This is a genomic window from Sulfurovum lithotrophicum (assembly GCF_000987835.1).
GTDB classification, from domain to species: domain Bacteria; phylum Campylobacterota; class Campylobacteria; order Campylobacterales; family Sulfurovaceae; genus Sulfurovum; species Sulfurovum lithotrophicum.
In genome coordinates, this window is record NZ_CP011308.1 from 975,102 (window position 1) to 990,541 (window position 15,440).

General features: G+C 46.2%; 18 protein-coding genes, 2 tRNA genes and 1 pseudogene. 10 read left to right on the top strand and 11 right to left on the bottom strand.

The window, feature by feature from the left end; genetic code table 11:
* Window positions 1-78 precede the first annotated feature (78 nt).
* On the top strand, window positions 79-1,083 hold the full coding sequence (locus tag YH65_RS04725) for an AAA family ATPase (protein ID WP_046550858.1): 1,005 nt from the start codon (window positions 79-81) through the stop codon (window positions 1,081-1,083).
* 22 nt (window positions 1,084-1,105) lie between these two features.
* On the opposite strand, the pseudogene YH65_RS04730 reads toward YH65_RS04725, so the two are convergent.
* Window positions 1,106-2,071: pseudogene (locus YH65_RS04730) on the bottom strand (radical SAM protein); the annotation flags it as partial.
* Window positions 2,072-2,141: 70 nt separating this feature from the next.
* Here YH65_RS04730 and YH65_RS04740 point away from each other — a divergent pair.
* A protein-coding gene (locus YH65_RS04740; RefSeq protein ID WP_154806503.1) for an IS3 family transposase occupies window positions 2,142-3,232 on the top strand; the annotation gives its coding sequence in 2 pieces (ribosomal slippage) (window positions 2,142-2,403 and window positions 2,403-3,232; 1,092 coding nt in all).
* A gap of 49 nt (window positions 3,233-3,281) precedes the next feature.
* Here YH65_RS04740 and YH65_RS04745 read toward each other — a convergent pair.
* The 7 genes from YH65_RS04745 to YH65_RS04770 all read right to left on the bottom strand — a co-directional run bounded on the left by YH65_RS04745 (window position 3,282) and on the right by YH65_RS04770 (window position 8,411).
* Window positions 3,282-4,169: a radical SAM protein gene (locus YH65_RS04745; RefSeq protein WP_245609228.1), complete on the bottom strand. Its 888-nt coding sequence runs from the start codon at window positions 4,167-4,169 to the stop codon at window positions 3,282-3,284.
* 112 nt (window positions 4,170-4,281) lie between these two features.
* Window positions 4,282-5,268 (bottom strand): DUF438 domain-containing protein, encoded by a 987-nt coding sequence (locus tag YH65_RS04750; protein WP_046550859.1) that lies wholly within the window; start codon window positions 5,266-5,268, stop codon window positions 4,282-4,284.
* Window positions 5,269-5,352: 84 nt separating this feature from the next.
* The gene (locus YH65_RS04755; protein ID WP_046550860.1) at window positions 5,353-5,715 is read right to left on the bottom strand and encodes a YbbD-related protein; all 363 of its coding nucleotides are present in this window, start codon (window positions 5,713-5,715) and stop codon (window positions 5,353-5,355) included.
* A 45-nt stretch (window positions 5,716-5,760) separates the two neighbouring features.
* On the bottom strand, window positions 5,761-5,934 hold the full coding sequence (locus YH65_RS11465) for a hypothetical protein (RefSeq protein ID WP_154806467.1): 174 nt from the start codon (window positions 5,932-5,934) through the stop codon (window positions 5,761-5,763).
* Entirely contained in the window at window positions 5,931-6,737 is an 807-nt protein-coding gene (locus tag YH65_RS04760; protein ID WP_046550861.1) for a metal ABC transporter permease, read from the bottom strand. The genes YH65_RS11465 and YH65_RS04760 overlap by 4 nt, the downstream gene beginning before the upstream one ends.
* Window positions 6,734-7,537: a metal ABC transporter ATP-binding protein gene (locus tag YH65_RS04765; RefSeq protein WP_046550862.1), complete on the bottom strand. Its 804-nt coding sequence runs from the start codon at window positions 7,535-7,537 to the stop codon at window positions 6,734-6,736. Before YH65_RS04765 ends, YH65_RS04760 begins: the two co-directional genes overlap by 4 nt.
* A 7-nt stretch (window positions 7,538-7,544) precedes the next feature.
* Window positions 7,545-8,411, bottom strand: a complete 867-nt coding sequence (locus YH65_RS04770; RefSeq protein WP_046552036.1) for a metal ABC transporter solute-binding protein, Zn/Mn family — start codon at window positions 8,409-8,411, stop codon at window positions 7,545-7,547.
* Between the two features lie 136 nt (window positions 8,412-8,547).
* On the opposite strand from YH65_RS04770, the gene YH65_RS04775 reads away from it, so the two are divergent.
* Window positions 8,548-8,847: a hypothetical protein gene (locus YH65_RS04775; RefSeq protein WP_046550863.1), complete on the top strand. Its 300-nt coding sequence runs from the start codon at window positions 8,548-8,550 to the stop codon at window positions 8,845-8,847.
* A gap of 258 nt (window positions 8,848-9,105) precedes the next feature.
* Entirely contained in the window at window positions 9,106-9,486 is a 381-nt protein-coding gene (locus YH65_RS04785) for a group III truncated hemoglobin (RefSeq protein ID WP_046550865.1), read from the top strand.
* 3 nt (window positions 9,487-9,489) lie between these two features.
* On the opposite strand, the gene YH65_RS04790 is transcribed toward YH65_RS04785, so the two are convergent.
* Window positions 9,490-10,224, bottom strand: a complete 735-nt coding sequence (locus tag YH65_RS04790) for an exonuclease domain-containing protein (protein WP_046550866.1) — start codon at window positions 10,222-10,224, stop codon at window positions 9,490-9,492.
* A gap of 110 nt (window positions 10,225-10,334) precedes the next feature.
* Between YH65_RS04790 and YH65_RS04795 the strand changes: the two genes are divergently transcribed.
* The 5 genes from YH65_RS04795 to YH65_RS04815 are packed head-to-tail and all read left to right on the top strand — an operon-like array spanning window position 10,335 to window position 13,992.
* Window positions 10,335-10,793: an iron-sulfur cluster assembly scaffold protein gene (locus YH65_RS04795; protein ID WP_046550867.1), complete on the top strand. Its 459-nt coding sequence runs from the start codon at window positions 10,335-10,337 to the stop codon at window positions 10,791-10,793.
* Between the two features lies 1 nt (window position 10,794).
* Window positions 10,795-11,628 carry a hypothetical protein gene (locus YH65_RS04800; RefSeq protein ID WP_046550868.1) on the top strand — a complete coding sequence of 278 codons (834 nt, stop codon included), beginning with the start codon at window positions 10,795-10,797 and terminating at the stop codon, window positions 11,626-11,628.
* Window positions 11,621-12,436: a phosphatidylserine decarboxylase gene (locus YH65_RS04805; protein WP_046550869.1), complete on the top strand. Its 816-nt coding sequence runs from the start codon at window positions 11,621-11,623 to the stop codon at window positions 12,434-12,436. The genes YH65_RS04800 and YH65_RS04805 overlap by 8 nt, the downstream gene beginning before the upstream one ends.
* A gap of 15 nt (window positions 12,437-12,451) precedes the next feature.
* A complete protein-coding gene (locus YH65_RS04810; RefSeq protein WP_046550870.1) occupies window positions 12,452-13,360 on the top strand; it encodes a PDC sensor domain-containing protein in 909 nt (302 codons plus the stop codon).
* Window positions 13,361-13,368: 8 nt separating this feature from the next.
* A complete protein-coding gene (locus tag YH65_RS04815) occupies window positions 13,369-13,992 on the top strand; it encodes an HAD family hydrolase (RefSeq protein ID WP_046550871.1) in 624 nt (207 codons plus the stop codon).
* A gap of 106 nt (window positions 13,993-14,098) precedes the next feature.
* On the opposite strand, the gene YH65_RS04820 is transcribed toward YH65_RS04815, so the two are convergent.
* Window positions 14,099-14,175: transfer RNA gene (locus tag YH65_RS04820), tRNA-Met, on the bottom strand.
* 61 nt (window positions 14,176-14,236) lie between these two features.
* A tRNA-Gln gene (locus YH65_RS04825) sits at window positions 14,237-14,311 on the bottom strand.
* A 126-nt stretch (window positions 14,312-14,437) separates the two neighbouring features.
* On the opposite strand from YH65_RS04825, the gene YH65_RS04830 reads away from it, so the two are divergent.
* Window positions 14,438-15,340, top strand: a complete 903-nt coding sequence (locus YH65_RS04830; protein ID WP_046550872.1) for a helix-turn-helix transcriptional regulator — start codon at window positions 14,438-14,440, stop codon at window positions 15,338-15,340.
* Window positions 15,341-15,440 lie beyond the last annotated feature (100 nt).

Below are 15,440 nucleotides of genomic sequence, written 5' to 3' on the forward strand. Positions count from 1 at the left end.
TTGAATGAAGGTTTGCATTGCGATGCAATGCCAATAATGTAAGGTGCACAACCACGCACCCAAAAAGGTTAGAAAACAATGAAAGCATCCAATATCACCAAAGTAGTCGATAAACTCATAGACCGTCAATTGCCAGTCTTTATCTGGGGAGCACCGGGCATCGGTAAATCCTCCATTGTCAAGCAGATTGCCGCGGAAAAGGAGCTGGAGTTCCTTGACCTTAGACTCTCTCTGCTTGACCCGACTGACCTGAAAGGTATCCCGTTCTTTAAAGCCGATACCAATGAAGGTGTCTGGGCAAAACCGAGTTTTCTGCCTTCCGATCCTGGGAGCAGAGGTATCCTTTTCCTCGATGAGATCAACACGGCGCCCCCGGCGGTACAGGCTTCAGCCTACCAGCTTATCCTCGACAGACGGGTAGGGGAGTATGAACTGCCAAAAGGCTGGAGTATCGTAGCTGCCGGTAACCGGGAGAACGACAGAGGGGTGGTCTATAAAATGCCGCCGCCGCTTGCCAACCGTTTCGTGCACTTCGAGATGGAGGTCGATTTTACGGACTGGAAGAACTGGGCATACAGTCAAGGCATAGAGAGTGCCATCATCGCATTCCTCGCCTATGACAAGTCGATGCTCTTCACTTTCGATCCTCTTTCAAATGAGAAAAGTTTCGCTACGCCCAGATCGTGGGAGTATGTGGACAGTATCATTAAATCGGGTATAGATACAAAATTGATATTAGATAGTATCAGCGGAGCGGTAGGGCGTGAAGCGGCAGTAGGGTACCTGAGTTTCAAGAAGGTAATGAAGGAGCTTCCCGATCTCAATGAAGTGCTTAACGGTACGCTGACGGAGCTTGAAGAAGATGACCCGAAGGTGATGATGGCACTGGCCATCGGACTGGTCAATGCCGTCAAAGAAGATCAGAGTGATGAGGCCATCGATAATGTACTGAAATTCTCATTGGAGCTTCCGGGTGAATTCTCCATCATGCTGGTCAAAGATATGCAGCAGAACGGCATCGATGTGGAGGGTTCCTCAGAATGGGGCGAGTGGGTAAGGAAGTTTGCGTATCTTCTCTCCTGACAGGTATTTACCTTAAATTGCCTCACTCTTCTGAGTAATTCTTTCTCACCTTGTGTAAAGTTTTATACTCTTTATAGTTGGCAGGCTTTGTCTCTCTGATCTGCTTTTTCTGCGCCGTTTTTTTTCTTTTTCTATGTGCATCTTTTTTGAACGGCTCTTTGCCGTGATGCTTCTGTTTTACAGGTTCTTTCTGTGTCACGACATCTTTTTGTTTCTGTTTGCGTGCAGGGTCCTTCTCTACGAAAACAGGCTCTCTTGTCCAGGGCTCCATCTCTGTATAGTACATGAGAGCCGAGTAGGTTGATGGAGTAGGGATGAAGACCTGTACCTGCTCGGGATTCAGGTGCAGCTCCTGGTTGGCGAATGCTTTGAGGTTCTGCATGTCTTCAAGCTGGCTACCGGGGTGGGCAGCGATGAGATAATAGGTGAGGAACTGTTTTTTGCCTGACTTTTTGTTCAAGTCATCGAAGTCTGCCTTGAATTTCATGAGTGTGGCTTTGTCCGGCTTGTTCATGAGTTTGAGTACTTTGTCGTCGATGTGTTCCGGGGCAACTTTCATCTGTCCCGAGATATGGTGGTCGACCAGCGTTTTGAGGTACTGCTTGCCATGGGTCTTGTCCTCCTGTATGAGGTCATAGCGTATACCGCTGTTGACAAAGGCTTTTTTGACATGGGGAAGTTTGCGTACTTTGCCAAGCAGCTCTATCTGCGGGCCGTGGTTTGGACGCAGGATGGGGCAGACCTGTGAGCTGGTGCAGGGAATGTCCTGGCAGACACCGCTTTTAAGCTTTTTGTCACATTCGAAACCGTACATGTTTGCCGTGGCTCCGCCCACATCGTTGATGATGCCTTTGAAATCCTTGTGTTCCTTGAACCTGTCTATCTCATTGACGATGGAGTCCTGGCTTCTGCTTCGTATGGTACGCCCCTGATGCACGGTGATGGCGCAGAAGTTGCACTCTCCGTAACAGCCATGGTGTGTGGTGACGTGACCTGCTCCCCAAAATTTGAGCCAAAACCAGAGTTAGACTATAATGTCAATACTACTGGAGGACAAGATGAAGAAACGATTCAGCGAAGAGCAGATCGTCAAGATTTTGCAAGAGGCTCAGATAGCGGATACCCAACGAGAGATTATCCGAAAGTACAATATCAGTGAACAGACTTTTTATAAGTGGAAACGTACCTATGGCGGTATGAGTGTTTCCGAAGTAAAACGACTCAAAGAGCTGGAAAAAGAGAATGCCAAACTGAAAAAGCTTTTGGCCGAACAGATGCTTGTCAATGAAGCACTCAAGGAGATCACGGAAAAAAAGTGGTAACGCCTGCTGCAAGACGTGAAGCTGTCAGAATGATGATGGATCATCAGATATCCCAGCGGCGGGCGTGCAAAGAGATCGGCCTGAGCCGTTCTCTATTGGTCTATGAGCCAAAGCAGCCAGCAAAAGACAGGCCTTTGATGGAATCGGTCAAAAGCCTTAGCGAAACCTATCCACGGTTCGGTTACAGACGTATTGCCGTAATGCTGGGTTGGCAACAACCAGAAGAACATGTGAACGTCAAACGGGTATACAGGATATGGAAGATGCTAAACCTCCAACTGCCAAAGAGACGGCCACGAAGGAAAAGACCCGGTACCGATCCCATGAAGCTGCTCTCCCAACATACAAACCATGTATGGAGTTATGACTTTATCAGTGACCGTGCTGCCAATGGCCAGAAACTGAAGATCCTTGTGGTGGTAGATGAATATACCAGAGAATGCCTGGCACTTGAAGTAGCCACATCGATCAGAGCCAACCATCTCATTAAAACCCTTGGAAGGCTGATGACACTGTATGGTAGACCAAAGTTTATCCGTTCGGACAATGGTCCGGAGTTTACAGCAAAAGCACTGATCAAATGGCTGACAGAGCACAATATCGGTCCTGCATTCATCAAACCCGGCTCTCCCTGGCAAAATGCCTATGTTGAAAGCTTCAATGGAAAGTTCCGGGATGAGTGTTTGAGCAGAGAGTGGTTCCTAAACAGAAAAGAAGCACAGGTCATCATAGAAAAGTGGCGTTACAGCTATAATCATGAACGACCTCACAGTGCACTGGATAACCAGCCACCATCAAAAGTTTCAGGCAGACAAAATGCTGCTTGATATACAATCAAAGTCTAACTTTGGGAATAGATCTATTTTTTGGGGCAGGTCAGACGGAGAACTGGATGGTCTGCAGGCCGCGTACTTCTCCCTGGGCTTTGTAGTAGGGGTGTACATCACGTTCATACCTTATGTCATAGACATGGTCTATCTCTTCCTGGGTTATGCTTGGCTGGGGAGGGTTCTGAATGAGCCAGCGTCCACTGTGCTCCTGGCAGAGTCCTTTGGAGATGTCGGGTTCATTGTTGGCATAGAAGTGATGGAACATAGAGATGAAGGCATGCTTGTCCCTGGCACACTCCTCATAGCCTGGCAGTTCAAAGTAGCCCGCTTTGGGCTCTTTGGCTATGTAGCAGATACCCAGGATCTCTTCTATGGGTTGTTTGTCTCTGTAGGCAGCGGTCAGTTCGAGTACGGCCTTTTCAGCCATGCCGTAAACCAGTACATCTGCTTTGGCATCGAACAGAATGGAGCGTCTGACCTTGTTGGTCCAGAAGTCGTAGTGGGCTACGCGCCTCAAACTTGCTTCTACACCGCCAAGTACCAGAGGTACGGTACCCTTGAAGTGTTGGCGTATGAGGTTGGCATATTTCATCACGGCTCTGTCCGGCCGTCTGTTGTTCACTGCTCCGGGAGTGAAGTCATCGCTTTTTCTGAACTTTTTGGTTGCGGTGTAGTTGGCTACCATACTGTCGACCAGACCGCCGCTGATACCCCAGTAGAGCAAAGGCTCTCCCAGTCTCGTAATATCTTTGCCGCTCTCAATGTCGGGCTGGGCGATCACCCCTACGCGGTAGCCGGCATCGACAAGCAGTTTACCCACGATAGCGATACCATTATAGGGGGTATCCACATAAGTGTCCCCGCTTACAAGTATGACATCGAGCTGTTCCCAGCCCAGCTGTTCAAGTTCTTTTTGGGTTGTAGGTAAAAACATGGGTATCCTTTGCTTTGTTACCAGGTGTGCATAATGGGGAGTAATAATATTAGGGCACCTCTAAAAACCCATTATGAGCATCTGGGGTTTTTAGAGGTGCCCATTATCTGATCTATGAGTCCCAGTCAAGCAGGCGCTGTTCTCCTTCGAGTTCGCGTACATGGGTCACATCCTGGCTCATCTCTATGACACCTCGGTAGGTTCCGTCCGGGTCCCGCACAGCGAAGTACTGGATGTGGACGAACCTTCCTTTGAACTGTATCCAGAACTCGGCCAGGTCCTGCCTGCCGGCTTTGAACTCTTCGAGAATGCGAAGTACCTGGTCGACACTTTTAGGCGGATGGCAGAACTTGACCTCCCGCCCGATGATCCCCGCACTTCTGGGGAAGACACGGTCCTCTCCACGATTGTAGAAGACCACCTGGTCATTTTCGTTCACATAGGTGATGTCTACAGGAAGGATCCTGAAGATGGAGTTTACCTGTTCTGGTGTCAGCCAGCCTTCGTCGTAATGTGTTTTGTCCTCAGTACCGAAAGGCAGTTTTTTTCTTTGGGTATCTTCTCCAGGATGGATGTAGGCATCTTCAGGGTAGGGTGCAGGTGGTGTATCGAACATCCAGCCTATCTCTCTGTCCCCCTCTTTGAACTCTTTCCACTCCTCTTCACTGAGCATCTGCATGGCATTGGGAAGAAGCCTGCCTTCCTCCACCTGCATAATGTGTTCCAGAGAACGGAAGACCTGCTGGGCGTTCATCATGACCGCTGTCATGTTCTCTGCTTCTATGGCCTTTCTTGTCTCTTTTATCTCTTCACGTATCTGGTCGTGGAACGCCCACATATTCTGTGAAGGACTGGTCCAGCCGTGCTTTTCAAGGTAGGGGAAGAGCTGATTCTCCTTACGTGCAAAATGCAGTTCCACTTTACCCAGTTTGTTGAAAAGTTCTTTGAAAAATTCGAAGTTCTCCTGAATGTTGATCGATTGCATTTCATTGATGAGACTGCGGATGAGCAGGTTCTCTTCGAGGTAGGTACGTACCGGATGCCCGTCAGGGTATTTCCCCTCAAAAGGAGATTGCTTGTTGCTTAAAAATTCACTCATGATATTCCGTTCTTGATTTTTTTACTGCTACAGTAATATTTGGCGAAGTATAGGCAAATAGGAATGAAGAATACTTGAGTTGTGTCAAGGTTTATTCCGGTACCTGACCTCATTCTTCTCTTTGTTGATCCTGAAAAGAAAATTTCCCCATTCATAAGTTTGGTTCATATCGGGAACGGGTGCAAGTTTTTGTACTATTACGGCTTCATCCCGCTCTTTGTAGTAAAACCTGCCGAAAAGCTGGTTGGTGTCCATGTCATGTGTCTCTTCAATGTCATAGGCAGAGTCCGGCAGGAGGGCAGGTACCCATCCATTCTTGATCGCCTTATCCTCTTTTACGGATGCTGTATCGGAGTATTTGTTGATAAGTGTATCTGAAAAATAATATTTCAGCATAAAAAAGACTGCAACAAAGAAGAGCAGCATTGCAATGATGATTTTTTTCATAAGTTTTTTCCTTTTGTGTTTAATTAAATAGATAAGATTTGTATCTCACAGTGTGATATCGCCTCCGGCTACAATTTGGCCATGTATGCCGTCCTGTGTGGCGATCACTTCCGTACCACCGTTGCTTCCGCCTACAACCCCTCCGACTCCGAAACCGACACCAGATGAACAGCCTGTTAAAAGAGACAGAACAGCCAAAGTGAAAAAGAGATGCTTCATAATGTTTTTCCCCTGTAGAAAATGAGGAACAGACCCAGAAAAGCAGCCGACACTAGAATGATAGAAGCGCCTGAGGTCAGATTGTATGTGTAAGAGAACCAGAGACCTACAAGTGTAAAAAGCGTCGCAAGGGTACCGGAGAGCAGCATCATGGAAAAAAGGCTGCTTGAGAGCTTTTCCGCGATGTAGACAGGAATGGTGAGCATAGCGATGACCAGGATGAGCCCGACCACCTTGATGGCAACGACAACGGTCAATGCCGAGAGGATCAGGATAAGTGTATAGTAGAACCTGACATTTACCCCTCTCAGCGCAGCATATTCGCTGTCATAAGAGACGGCAAGGATATGCCTGTAGCCGAAGGTGATCACAAAGAGAATAACTGCAAGCAGTCCTCCCATGAAATAGAGATCTTCCGTGTTCACGGCGAGTATGGAGCCGAAGAGATAGCTCATCAGGTCGACATTGTAACCGGGTGTCAGGTCAACAAAGATCACACCGATAGCCATACCCACAGCCCAGATGAGTCCAATGAATGTATCAATACGGTGTCTATTTTTCATAGTCAGTACAGCGATGAGCAGGGCGGCACCTACGGCAAAGAGGGAGGCACCCAGAAAAATGGGCAGTCCAAAATAGACGGCAAGGCCGATCCCTCCGTAGGATGTATGGGCGATCCCTCCGGCAAGAAAGACCATCCGGTTGACCACGATGAGCGAACCGATGATCCCTGCGGCAAAACTAACCAGTATACCTGCCATAATGGCATGCTGGACAAAATCGAACGACAAAGCTTCTATCATTTGGCTTCCCTCCATTTCCCTGCCGGTTCGAGCGGATCTGTATCGGGATTGCAGGTGTTGCAACTGTCCGCACCCAGCATTTCAAGCAGTTCTATTTCACAGAAATGATCCTGGTCGCCGTGGGTATGGAAGGTTTTCTTTTTATCGCTGATATCGTGGAAGGAGAGTGTTCTGTTGACATGGGCGGCTTTGTTGGCATACTCCAGAATGACCGAGATATCATGACTGACCACAATAACGGTAATCTCTTTGTTGAGTAGCCTGAGCAGTTCGTATATCTCCTTCTGTCCTTTGGTGTCAATGCTGGCTGTGGGTTCATCCAAAATAAGTATTCTGGGGTGTGCGCAGAGCGCTCTGGCGATCATGACCCTTTGTCGCTGCCCACCGGAGAGAGAGCCGATCTTGTTCTGGGCATAATGTTGCATACCTACCTGGGAAAGTGCTCCCATAGCACAGGCTATCTCATCTTTCCCGTAACCGAAAAGCGGCCTCTTCTCGCCTACATGCCCCATGAGGACCACTTCAATGACCTTGATAGGGAAGTCCGTGTTTATGTTTGTATTTTGCGGGACATAGCCGATGGAAGAGAGGTTCTTGTGCGGTGCTTCACCAAAGACCTTTATGCTGCCTTTCTGGACCTTGTTCACACCGAGTATCAGTTTGAGAAGGGTCGATTTTCCTCCGCCGTTGGGGCCGATAATGGCAAGGAAATCCTTCTCTTCAACATCGAGGTTCACATTCTCCAGAACAATATCTTTGTCATAGGCGAAGGTGAGGTTCCGTATTTCGATGACATTCATTTACGTTCTACTTATTTCCTGCAATGGCACGTGCGATATTCAGAAGGTTCTCCGACCATTTCTTGCTCAAAGGTGATACCTTTATCACGCTTATCTTCAACTCTTTTGCCATGGTCTGTGCTGCGGCATCGGAGAATTCGGGCTGCGTGAAGATCGCTTTGATCTTTTCTGCTCTGGCTTCTTTGATGAGTGCTATGAGTTCTCTTGGTTTGGGGCTCTTGCCTTCCACTTCTACGGGAAGCTGTACCAAGCCGTATTCATGGGCGAAGTAGCCCCAGGAGGGATGGAATACCATGAATTTGCTGCCTTTGGGTATTTTAGCCAGTATGGCTCTTATCTTTCTGTCCGTCTCATTGATCTTTGAAATGAAGGAATCAAGGTTCTGTCGGTAATATTCTTTATTTTCCGGATCTGCTTTGGCCAGTGCATTGTAAATATTTTTGGCGATGATCCTGACATTGGCAGGGGAGGTCCAAACGTGAGGGTCCAAACTGCTGTAACCCATCTCTTCATGTTTATGACCTGTGTGTTCCCCATGGTGTTCATGTGCCTGCATGGGCAGTTTCGTTATGCCCTGTGTCAGGTCTATGATCTGCATTTTACCATTGAGGTCTTTGAACCTTGGAAGCCATATCTTCTCGAACTCAACGCCTATGGCAAAATAGAGGTTCGCCTTGGCGATCTCCTTCATCTGCGAGGGCTTTGGTTCATAGGTATGTGGGGAGTTGCCGGGCAGTACCATCACAGAGACATTGACCTTCTTTCCGCCGACGGCTTTGACAAAACTCTTTTCCGGCAGGATGCTGACGACTATATTAATATTAGAAAATATATAAGTACTCAAAAGTACAAGTAAAAGGATGATTTTTTTCATAAACAGATTATAGCCAAATAATATTATCGCAACAACAAAATACCCAAACTTTTGATAGATATATTTACTAAGTGCCTTCATAGAATAAATAGAAAATGATATACTTTGATTCGATCCTGCAATGGAAGGTATATTTATGAAAAAATATCTGCTTGCCGCCCTGATGCTCTCTGTGACATTGTTCGCGGACATAAAAGTGGGAGATGCTTTCCCAAAAATGACACTGCAGGACCAGTTCGGCAAAGCACATATGCTTTCCAGGCATGACAGGCTCATTCTTATGGCTTTTGAAAAAGATGTTTCCATTGGACTGAGTGATTACCTCAAAAGCAAAGGAAACACTTTTTTAAGTCAACACCATGCCATCTTTCATCACTTCCATGTTTGCACTGCCCAAAATGAGGAAGTATCCTTTTCCTGTATTGCTGATTCGTGATGATTCTGGTAATATCTTCGACAGGCGCAAAGGCAGAATCACTGTTTACACACTCAAAAATTTTAAAGTAAGCAGTGTTAAGTTTATAGCACTAAAAGACCTTGACGCGATCTGCTGGCTTTCACATGCCTCCTTTCTTGTGCAATTGGGAGGCAAACGCATTCTGATACAGTAAAAATACTCAAACCGGGCGAAGTTTTCAACATGATCCATAGTTTTGGCTATAATTCCGAAAAATAAACCGTATCAGGAACGAAAATGCAGGCTAACACGATAAACAGAGAGAACATTGAGATCATGGTCATGCGCTTTTACGGGAAAGTGATTCAGGATGAAACAGTCGGACCCTTCTTCATAGCCAAACTCGGCAGTGACATGAACAGCGAAGAGTGGAGGGTGCACCTGAAACTGCTGGTGGATTTCTGGGCTTCCATCGCTTTGGGTGACACTACCTACAGAGGGAACCCTTTTGCGCCGCACATGTATCTTGGAGAATTGAAAAGAGAAACGTTTGAGCAGTGGCTCAAACTCTTCTATGCCACACTCGATGAAGTATTTATTCCCCGTCTTGCAAATCAGTTTAAAGAGCGAAGCACTATTATCGCAGGGAACTTCATGAGAAATCTGGGGATTAGATAATCTTTACAGATACTGGTCCAACGTATATTTCATATCTTCATCGAGATCGAGGTTGTTTCTCATCCACTGGAGATAACCTCTGTCTTCACGGGCGATCTCTTCGATCTCGCGGTCTTTGTATTTCCCGAATTTGAACGTTTTCATAAGAACAGGCGTTTGAGTAAGTTCCGCCATTTTCTGCATGGGGTTGATTCCCGGAAAACGTTCCTGGGTCAGTGTAACCAGTTTGGAGAGCAGCAGTTTCATCACCAGTACATCGCCGATGGCATCGTGTGCTTTGATGGTGATGCCGAGTTTCTGTGCTTCCTGGGCTTCTGTTTTGTAGAGTCCCAATGAGTAGCGCAGGTACTGAAGTCTATGGTAGGGGCTGTCCGGCAGAAGATGTTTGGCGCAGCGTACGGTGTCTATCAGCGTATAGTGGTTGACAAACCCTTCTTTCTCAAGCATACCGAGGTCAAACGAGATATTGTGGGCGATCAGGTAGTTTTCCGTTGTGTTGAGTTCCTGCACTCTTCTGGCAAAGGCTGTTTCACTGTAGGCGGGTTTGTCTGCAATGACATCAGGTGTGATATTGTGTACCTCCATCGCTTCGATGCTGATAGGTACCTGTGTGGAACAGAGTTCGTCAAAAACCTCTATTTCATCCTTTGAGTGTACGATCATCGCTCCGATCTGTATGATGCGGTCCGCTTCCTGGTTGCCTGTGGTCTCTGTGTCGAACAGTACGTATTTTGCCATTTTGAGTCCTATTATATAAGTGAAGAATCATATCAGATTTTATCTGACAACCCCCAACTCTAAATCACACATGGTATAATAATTCCCATTCTTACACAGGAGCACAATGCATGACAATGGATGCACAAGTTATAGAACATATGATGAACCCGAAAAATTACGGTGCTCTGCCCGGTGCGAATGCCGAAGGTATGGGAAAGAACCCGGAGAACGGTGAAAAGGTGGCTGTATACCTCAGGATCGAGACCGATGAGGATGAGCCTTATATCGGCGATATCAAATTTCAGGCCATAGGCTGTACGACGACTGTAGTGGCCGGCTCCATGCTGACCGAAGAGGCCAGGGGGCTTAATCTCAACGGTGCCTACAATCTTGTAGATGCAACGATGAAGCTGCTCGAGAAGCTTCCCGCCGAAGATGCCGCCTGTTCCGAAATGGTCGCCCTGGCGATCAAAGCCGCAGTCGATACCTATGTGAAACGACAGGAAGACCCGTCATATCCGGTGATCACCTATCAGGTGGCAAACTCCTGTGTGCCCAAAGAAGAAAACAAAGAAGAAGGAAAGTAAAATGAAAACAGTGGCGATAAAAACACATGAAGCATGGCTTGCTACACTGATGGCAGGATTTATGAGCAAAACAGAGAACAAGCAGGTTCTTTTCGACTTCTCAGACATCCTTTTCCGGCACTTTACCTGGCTTGAAAATGAAATGATAACATTGAACGAATCGTATAGTTATGACAGGGATATCATACCGATAAAGGTGGAAAAACTGAGTGATATGTTACATGACATCGTAAAAAGACTCGATGAAATAGACCTGCAGCTTCTCAGTTCTCCGGACAAGGACCTCGATGCCAGGATATCCAGCGATATTCATTATATGAGGGGAGTCTTGAAAAAAATGGATGATGAGACTGTCACGGCATTCAGTATGGAACGCAAATTTCCCGGGATTGAACTAACAGAGGAAGCGACGGATGCGCTTACGCTCTTTTTGTTTGAAGAGACTTATAAAGAGTATGAACTCATTATGATCTACAACTATCTGAAAGCACACAGTAACGACGCCTATATGAATAGGATCTTCCAAATACTCATCGAGGAAAGTTTCTTCCATCTCAAAAGTTTTGGAGATATGGGTGCGAAGATGGGTATCCTTGCAGTGCCGCGTGTCGTGATGAAAGAGTTGTATCAGGTTACAGATGTGGTACAGTTCCTCAAAGACGGCATTAACGAAGAGCTTGCTGCCAAAGAAGAGTGTAAAAAGCTCTCTGAAGCGGTAGCAAAAGACAGTGATGAGTTGGCAAAATTCTTTGACTTCATCAACCATCAGGAGAACTACCATATCTCACTGATGACGGATGCGTTGGCCCACTATGCGAAGGCAGCGAATGGCTAAGCATTTCACTTCCGTCATTTCACACTATTTCGGGAAATTCGCTTCAAAAGAATTCCCCCCATCGGTACAGTGTTTCATCAATACTGCCTATGTCAAACTGATGGGGCTGGACATGAGTGAGTTCAGAGAGCCGTGCAGCTACAAAACACTCAATAAACTTTTTACCAGGGCACTCGAAAAGCCGCGGGCACTTCCGGAAGATGAAAACATATTGATTTCAGGGGTAGATGCGCTCATTACCGATGCAGGAACGATCAAAGAAGGTAAAGCCTACCAGATCAAAGGGATGAGTTACGGCATAGAGGAACTTTTCGGAGCGTATCATCAGGAAGCCGCGGCAAAAGTGGAAGGAGGGGAGTTTATAAACTTTTATCTCTCTCCTAAAGATTATCACCGATATCACATTCCGATGCGTCTGAAAGTGAACAGCCTGACGCATATACCGGGGAAACACTACCCTGTGAACTTTCCCCTGCTTCGCAACATGAAGGACCTTTTCATAGAAAATGAAAGAGTGGTCATTGAATGTGAGGATGCGAAGGGAAGAATGCAGGTTCTTGTACTTGTAGCAGCGCTCAATGTGGGTCAGATGGTCGTTACCTTCGAAGAGAAAGTAAGAACGAATTCCGAGATAAGAGAGCCGGTCCATTATACCTATGAAGATCTATGGGTGGAGAGAGGAGAGTTCTACGGATGGTTCGAAATGGGTTCTACCATTCTGACCTTCTCTGAAAAAGGGAGTATCGTCCCTGAAGTCGCCATCAACCAGAAGGTCTCATATGGTGATGCCCTGGGCAGAATTTGTTAAAAAAGGAGAAATAGGATGCTAATGGTCAAAGAGATACAGGAATATGCGCAGATACGTACCAAAGCAAGGGCCTACCTCTGCTATATCATGAGTCGAAACATCTCCCAGAATATGGAGAGCGGTACACTTGAAAGTGTCATAAAAAAAATAGAGCATCTGCAGGAAGCCCTGCCGCAGAGTGAAGTGATCTATGCCATTGACGGTAACGGCATACAGATCATAGACAACATTTCCAAAAATTCGAAACTGAGAGGCTTTGGAAAAGGTGAAGACCGGAGTGACCGTGCCTATTACTACAAAACGCTTCAGGAGCACCGATGTGTGCTGACTGACCCGTACCCTTCACTTGTCAGCAATGCACTGGTTGTAACAGCAACATTCCCCCTGTATGACAAAGACGACAATCTTCTGGCGATCATCTGTGTCGATATCACACTGAAGAATATTTTGAAAATGGTACATCCCAGTTCGATCGATTCGAATTTCGGGATACTTAGCAAATGGATCTATACAGCTTTTGCCGCAGCACTTTTTGCCGTAGCACTGCTGCTTTTCTTTAAGGGAGTTGCAGATTTTCTTCATTTTGGAGTGAACTTTGCTGATATCGATATCAACAAAATCTTCAAGTCTACCATTCTTCTGACACTCTCTCTGGCGATCGTCGATCTGACCAAAGCTATCTTCGAAGAGGAGGTTCTCGGACGGGTCAAAAAGAAGGAGTCTACGGATGATACCCATCAGACGATGGTACGATTCCTGGGCTCCATTATCATAGCGCTTTCCATCGAAGCACTGATGCTGGTCTTCAAGTTTGCCTTGACCGATCCGGGAAAACTGCTTTATGCGGTTTATCTTCTTGTCGGTATCGGTGTACTCATTCTTTCTCTTTCAGTTTATCTGAAAGTCAACCAGAAAAATAAATAAGAGAGATAATGAAGTCCAAACTGATCATATTCGATATGGACGGTACTTTGGTGAACTCATCACTCACCATTGCCAACGCCATCAACTATGTACGCCAGAACCTCGGCTTCGAGCCGATGGAACAGGAGTATATCCTCAAGCATGTCAATGACCATACCATCAATCCAGCACAATTCTTCTACCATTCCAAACGCTTTGACCCTGACCATGAAAGATGGTTCTCGGAGTATTACACGAAGAATCATGAAAAAGAGCTGGTACTTTATGACGGGATCAGAGAGCTTCTCGACGCATTGAAAGAGAAGGGGCATGCACTCGGGGTTGCCACGAATGCTTACCGGGGTTCGACCATAGAGTCACTGACACACCTGGGTGTCCATGATCATTTTGACGCCATAGCCTGCTACGATGATGTCGCACAGGGGAAACCCCACCCCGATATGCTCTACAAATTACTTGAAGAGACCAACACAGAAAAAGAGAAAGCACATTTTGTCGGTGACGGCCCCCGAGACGAGATGGCAAGCCAGAAAGCGGGTATTCCCTATACCATGGTCGACTGGGGATTTACGGAGCATACTGACGCGGTCAGGTCGGTCAAAGAGCTTGAAAAGATTTTACTGAGGGTTTAATACTGGTTTCCACCAACAACTTTACCTGTTCGTTGCAAAATACTATTATAAGTGGTACGTAATAATCATGTGAAAATATGAGATGATGTTTTAATGTGGTTTGAATTGGTTGCGGGAGAAGGATTTGAACCAACGACCTTCGGGTTATGAGCCCGACGAGCTACCAAACTGCTCTATCCCGCGACATTTATAAGAAAGTATGAGATTATAGCTTGAATAAATATATTCAAACTTAAATCTTCGGTGGATGGGGTAGAGGGATTCGAACCCCCGAATACCAGTACCAAAAACTGGTGCCTTACCGCTTGGCGATACCCCAACCAAATAAGCTTTATTGCTTATGTGGACGGCATTATAGCACCAAATGTTTCTCTTGTCAAGAGGTTTTTTTAAAAAACTGTAAAATTTTCTCCGGTATGGAAAATTATTTGTGTATAATCATCTTATGAGTCATAAAAAACACCCACAGCCGGTTAAACGGATCGTCGATATTGTCAGGCGGCTTTACGCATTTGAGAGGCTTCGTGCCAGTGAGATATCCAAAGAGTACGAGGTCAGTACCAAAACGATCGGTAGAGATATGAAAAAGATAAGCGAGATCATTCCGTTGCTCTCCGGCAGAGGTGTCTACCATGTAGATACGGAAAAAATGCTGCATTTAAGCAGACTGCCTTCGGCAATGCTCCACTCTTTTGCTTCCAATGCGGGAATGAGCATAGAGTGTCTGGGCGGTTCGACCTCTGCCATCCCGGTTATCTCTTTTGCCATTGCTTACGACGGTATTCCCAAGCAGATCGCCGAGCAGATCATACAGAGTATGGAAAAAGAGTGCAAGTGCCGGTTTGACTACACCAATAACCGGGGTATCTCCAGTCTCAGAACGGTTTCTCCCATCAAGCTCTATACAGCAAAAGGAAAATGGTACCTGCTTGCCAAAGACGATACAAGCAAAGAGGTAAGACCGTTTGATTTTCTCAAGATCAGGCAGTTCGAGATTCTTCCCGGTGTACCCAATGACCTGACCCGCTCAGAGATAGAAGAGGTAAATGAAAGGGCTTCCATCTGGGCGAGTGCCGGGCAGAAGCCTTTTGAGGTACGTCTGCATGTTTCTGCCTACGCCAAACGCTACCTGATGGAAGTACCACTGCACAAAAGCCAGACCCTGGAGTCTCCGCATACAGACGGTACGGCCACTTTTACCTATCAAATAACACATAACATGGAACTCCTCCCCGAGATCAAGAACTGGATACCGCACATCCAGGTCATAGAACCAAAAGAGTTTAGAGATGTTTTGAAGAAAGATGTGGAGAAGTATTTGGCTGAAATGGATAATATGGACATCTAAGTGTCTACTGAATTGTGTTAAGATGTCAGAATGATATATTATAAGACTTTATAGATTTCAGATAGAATATTTTAAATGTTTAATGTTTGATAAGGAAGAG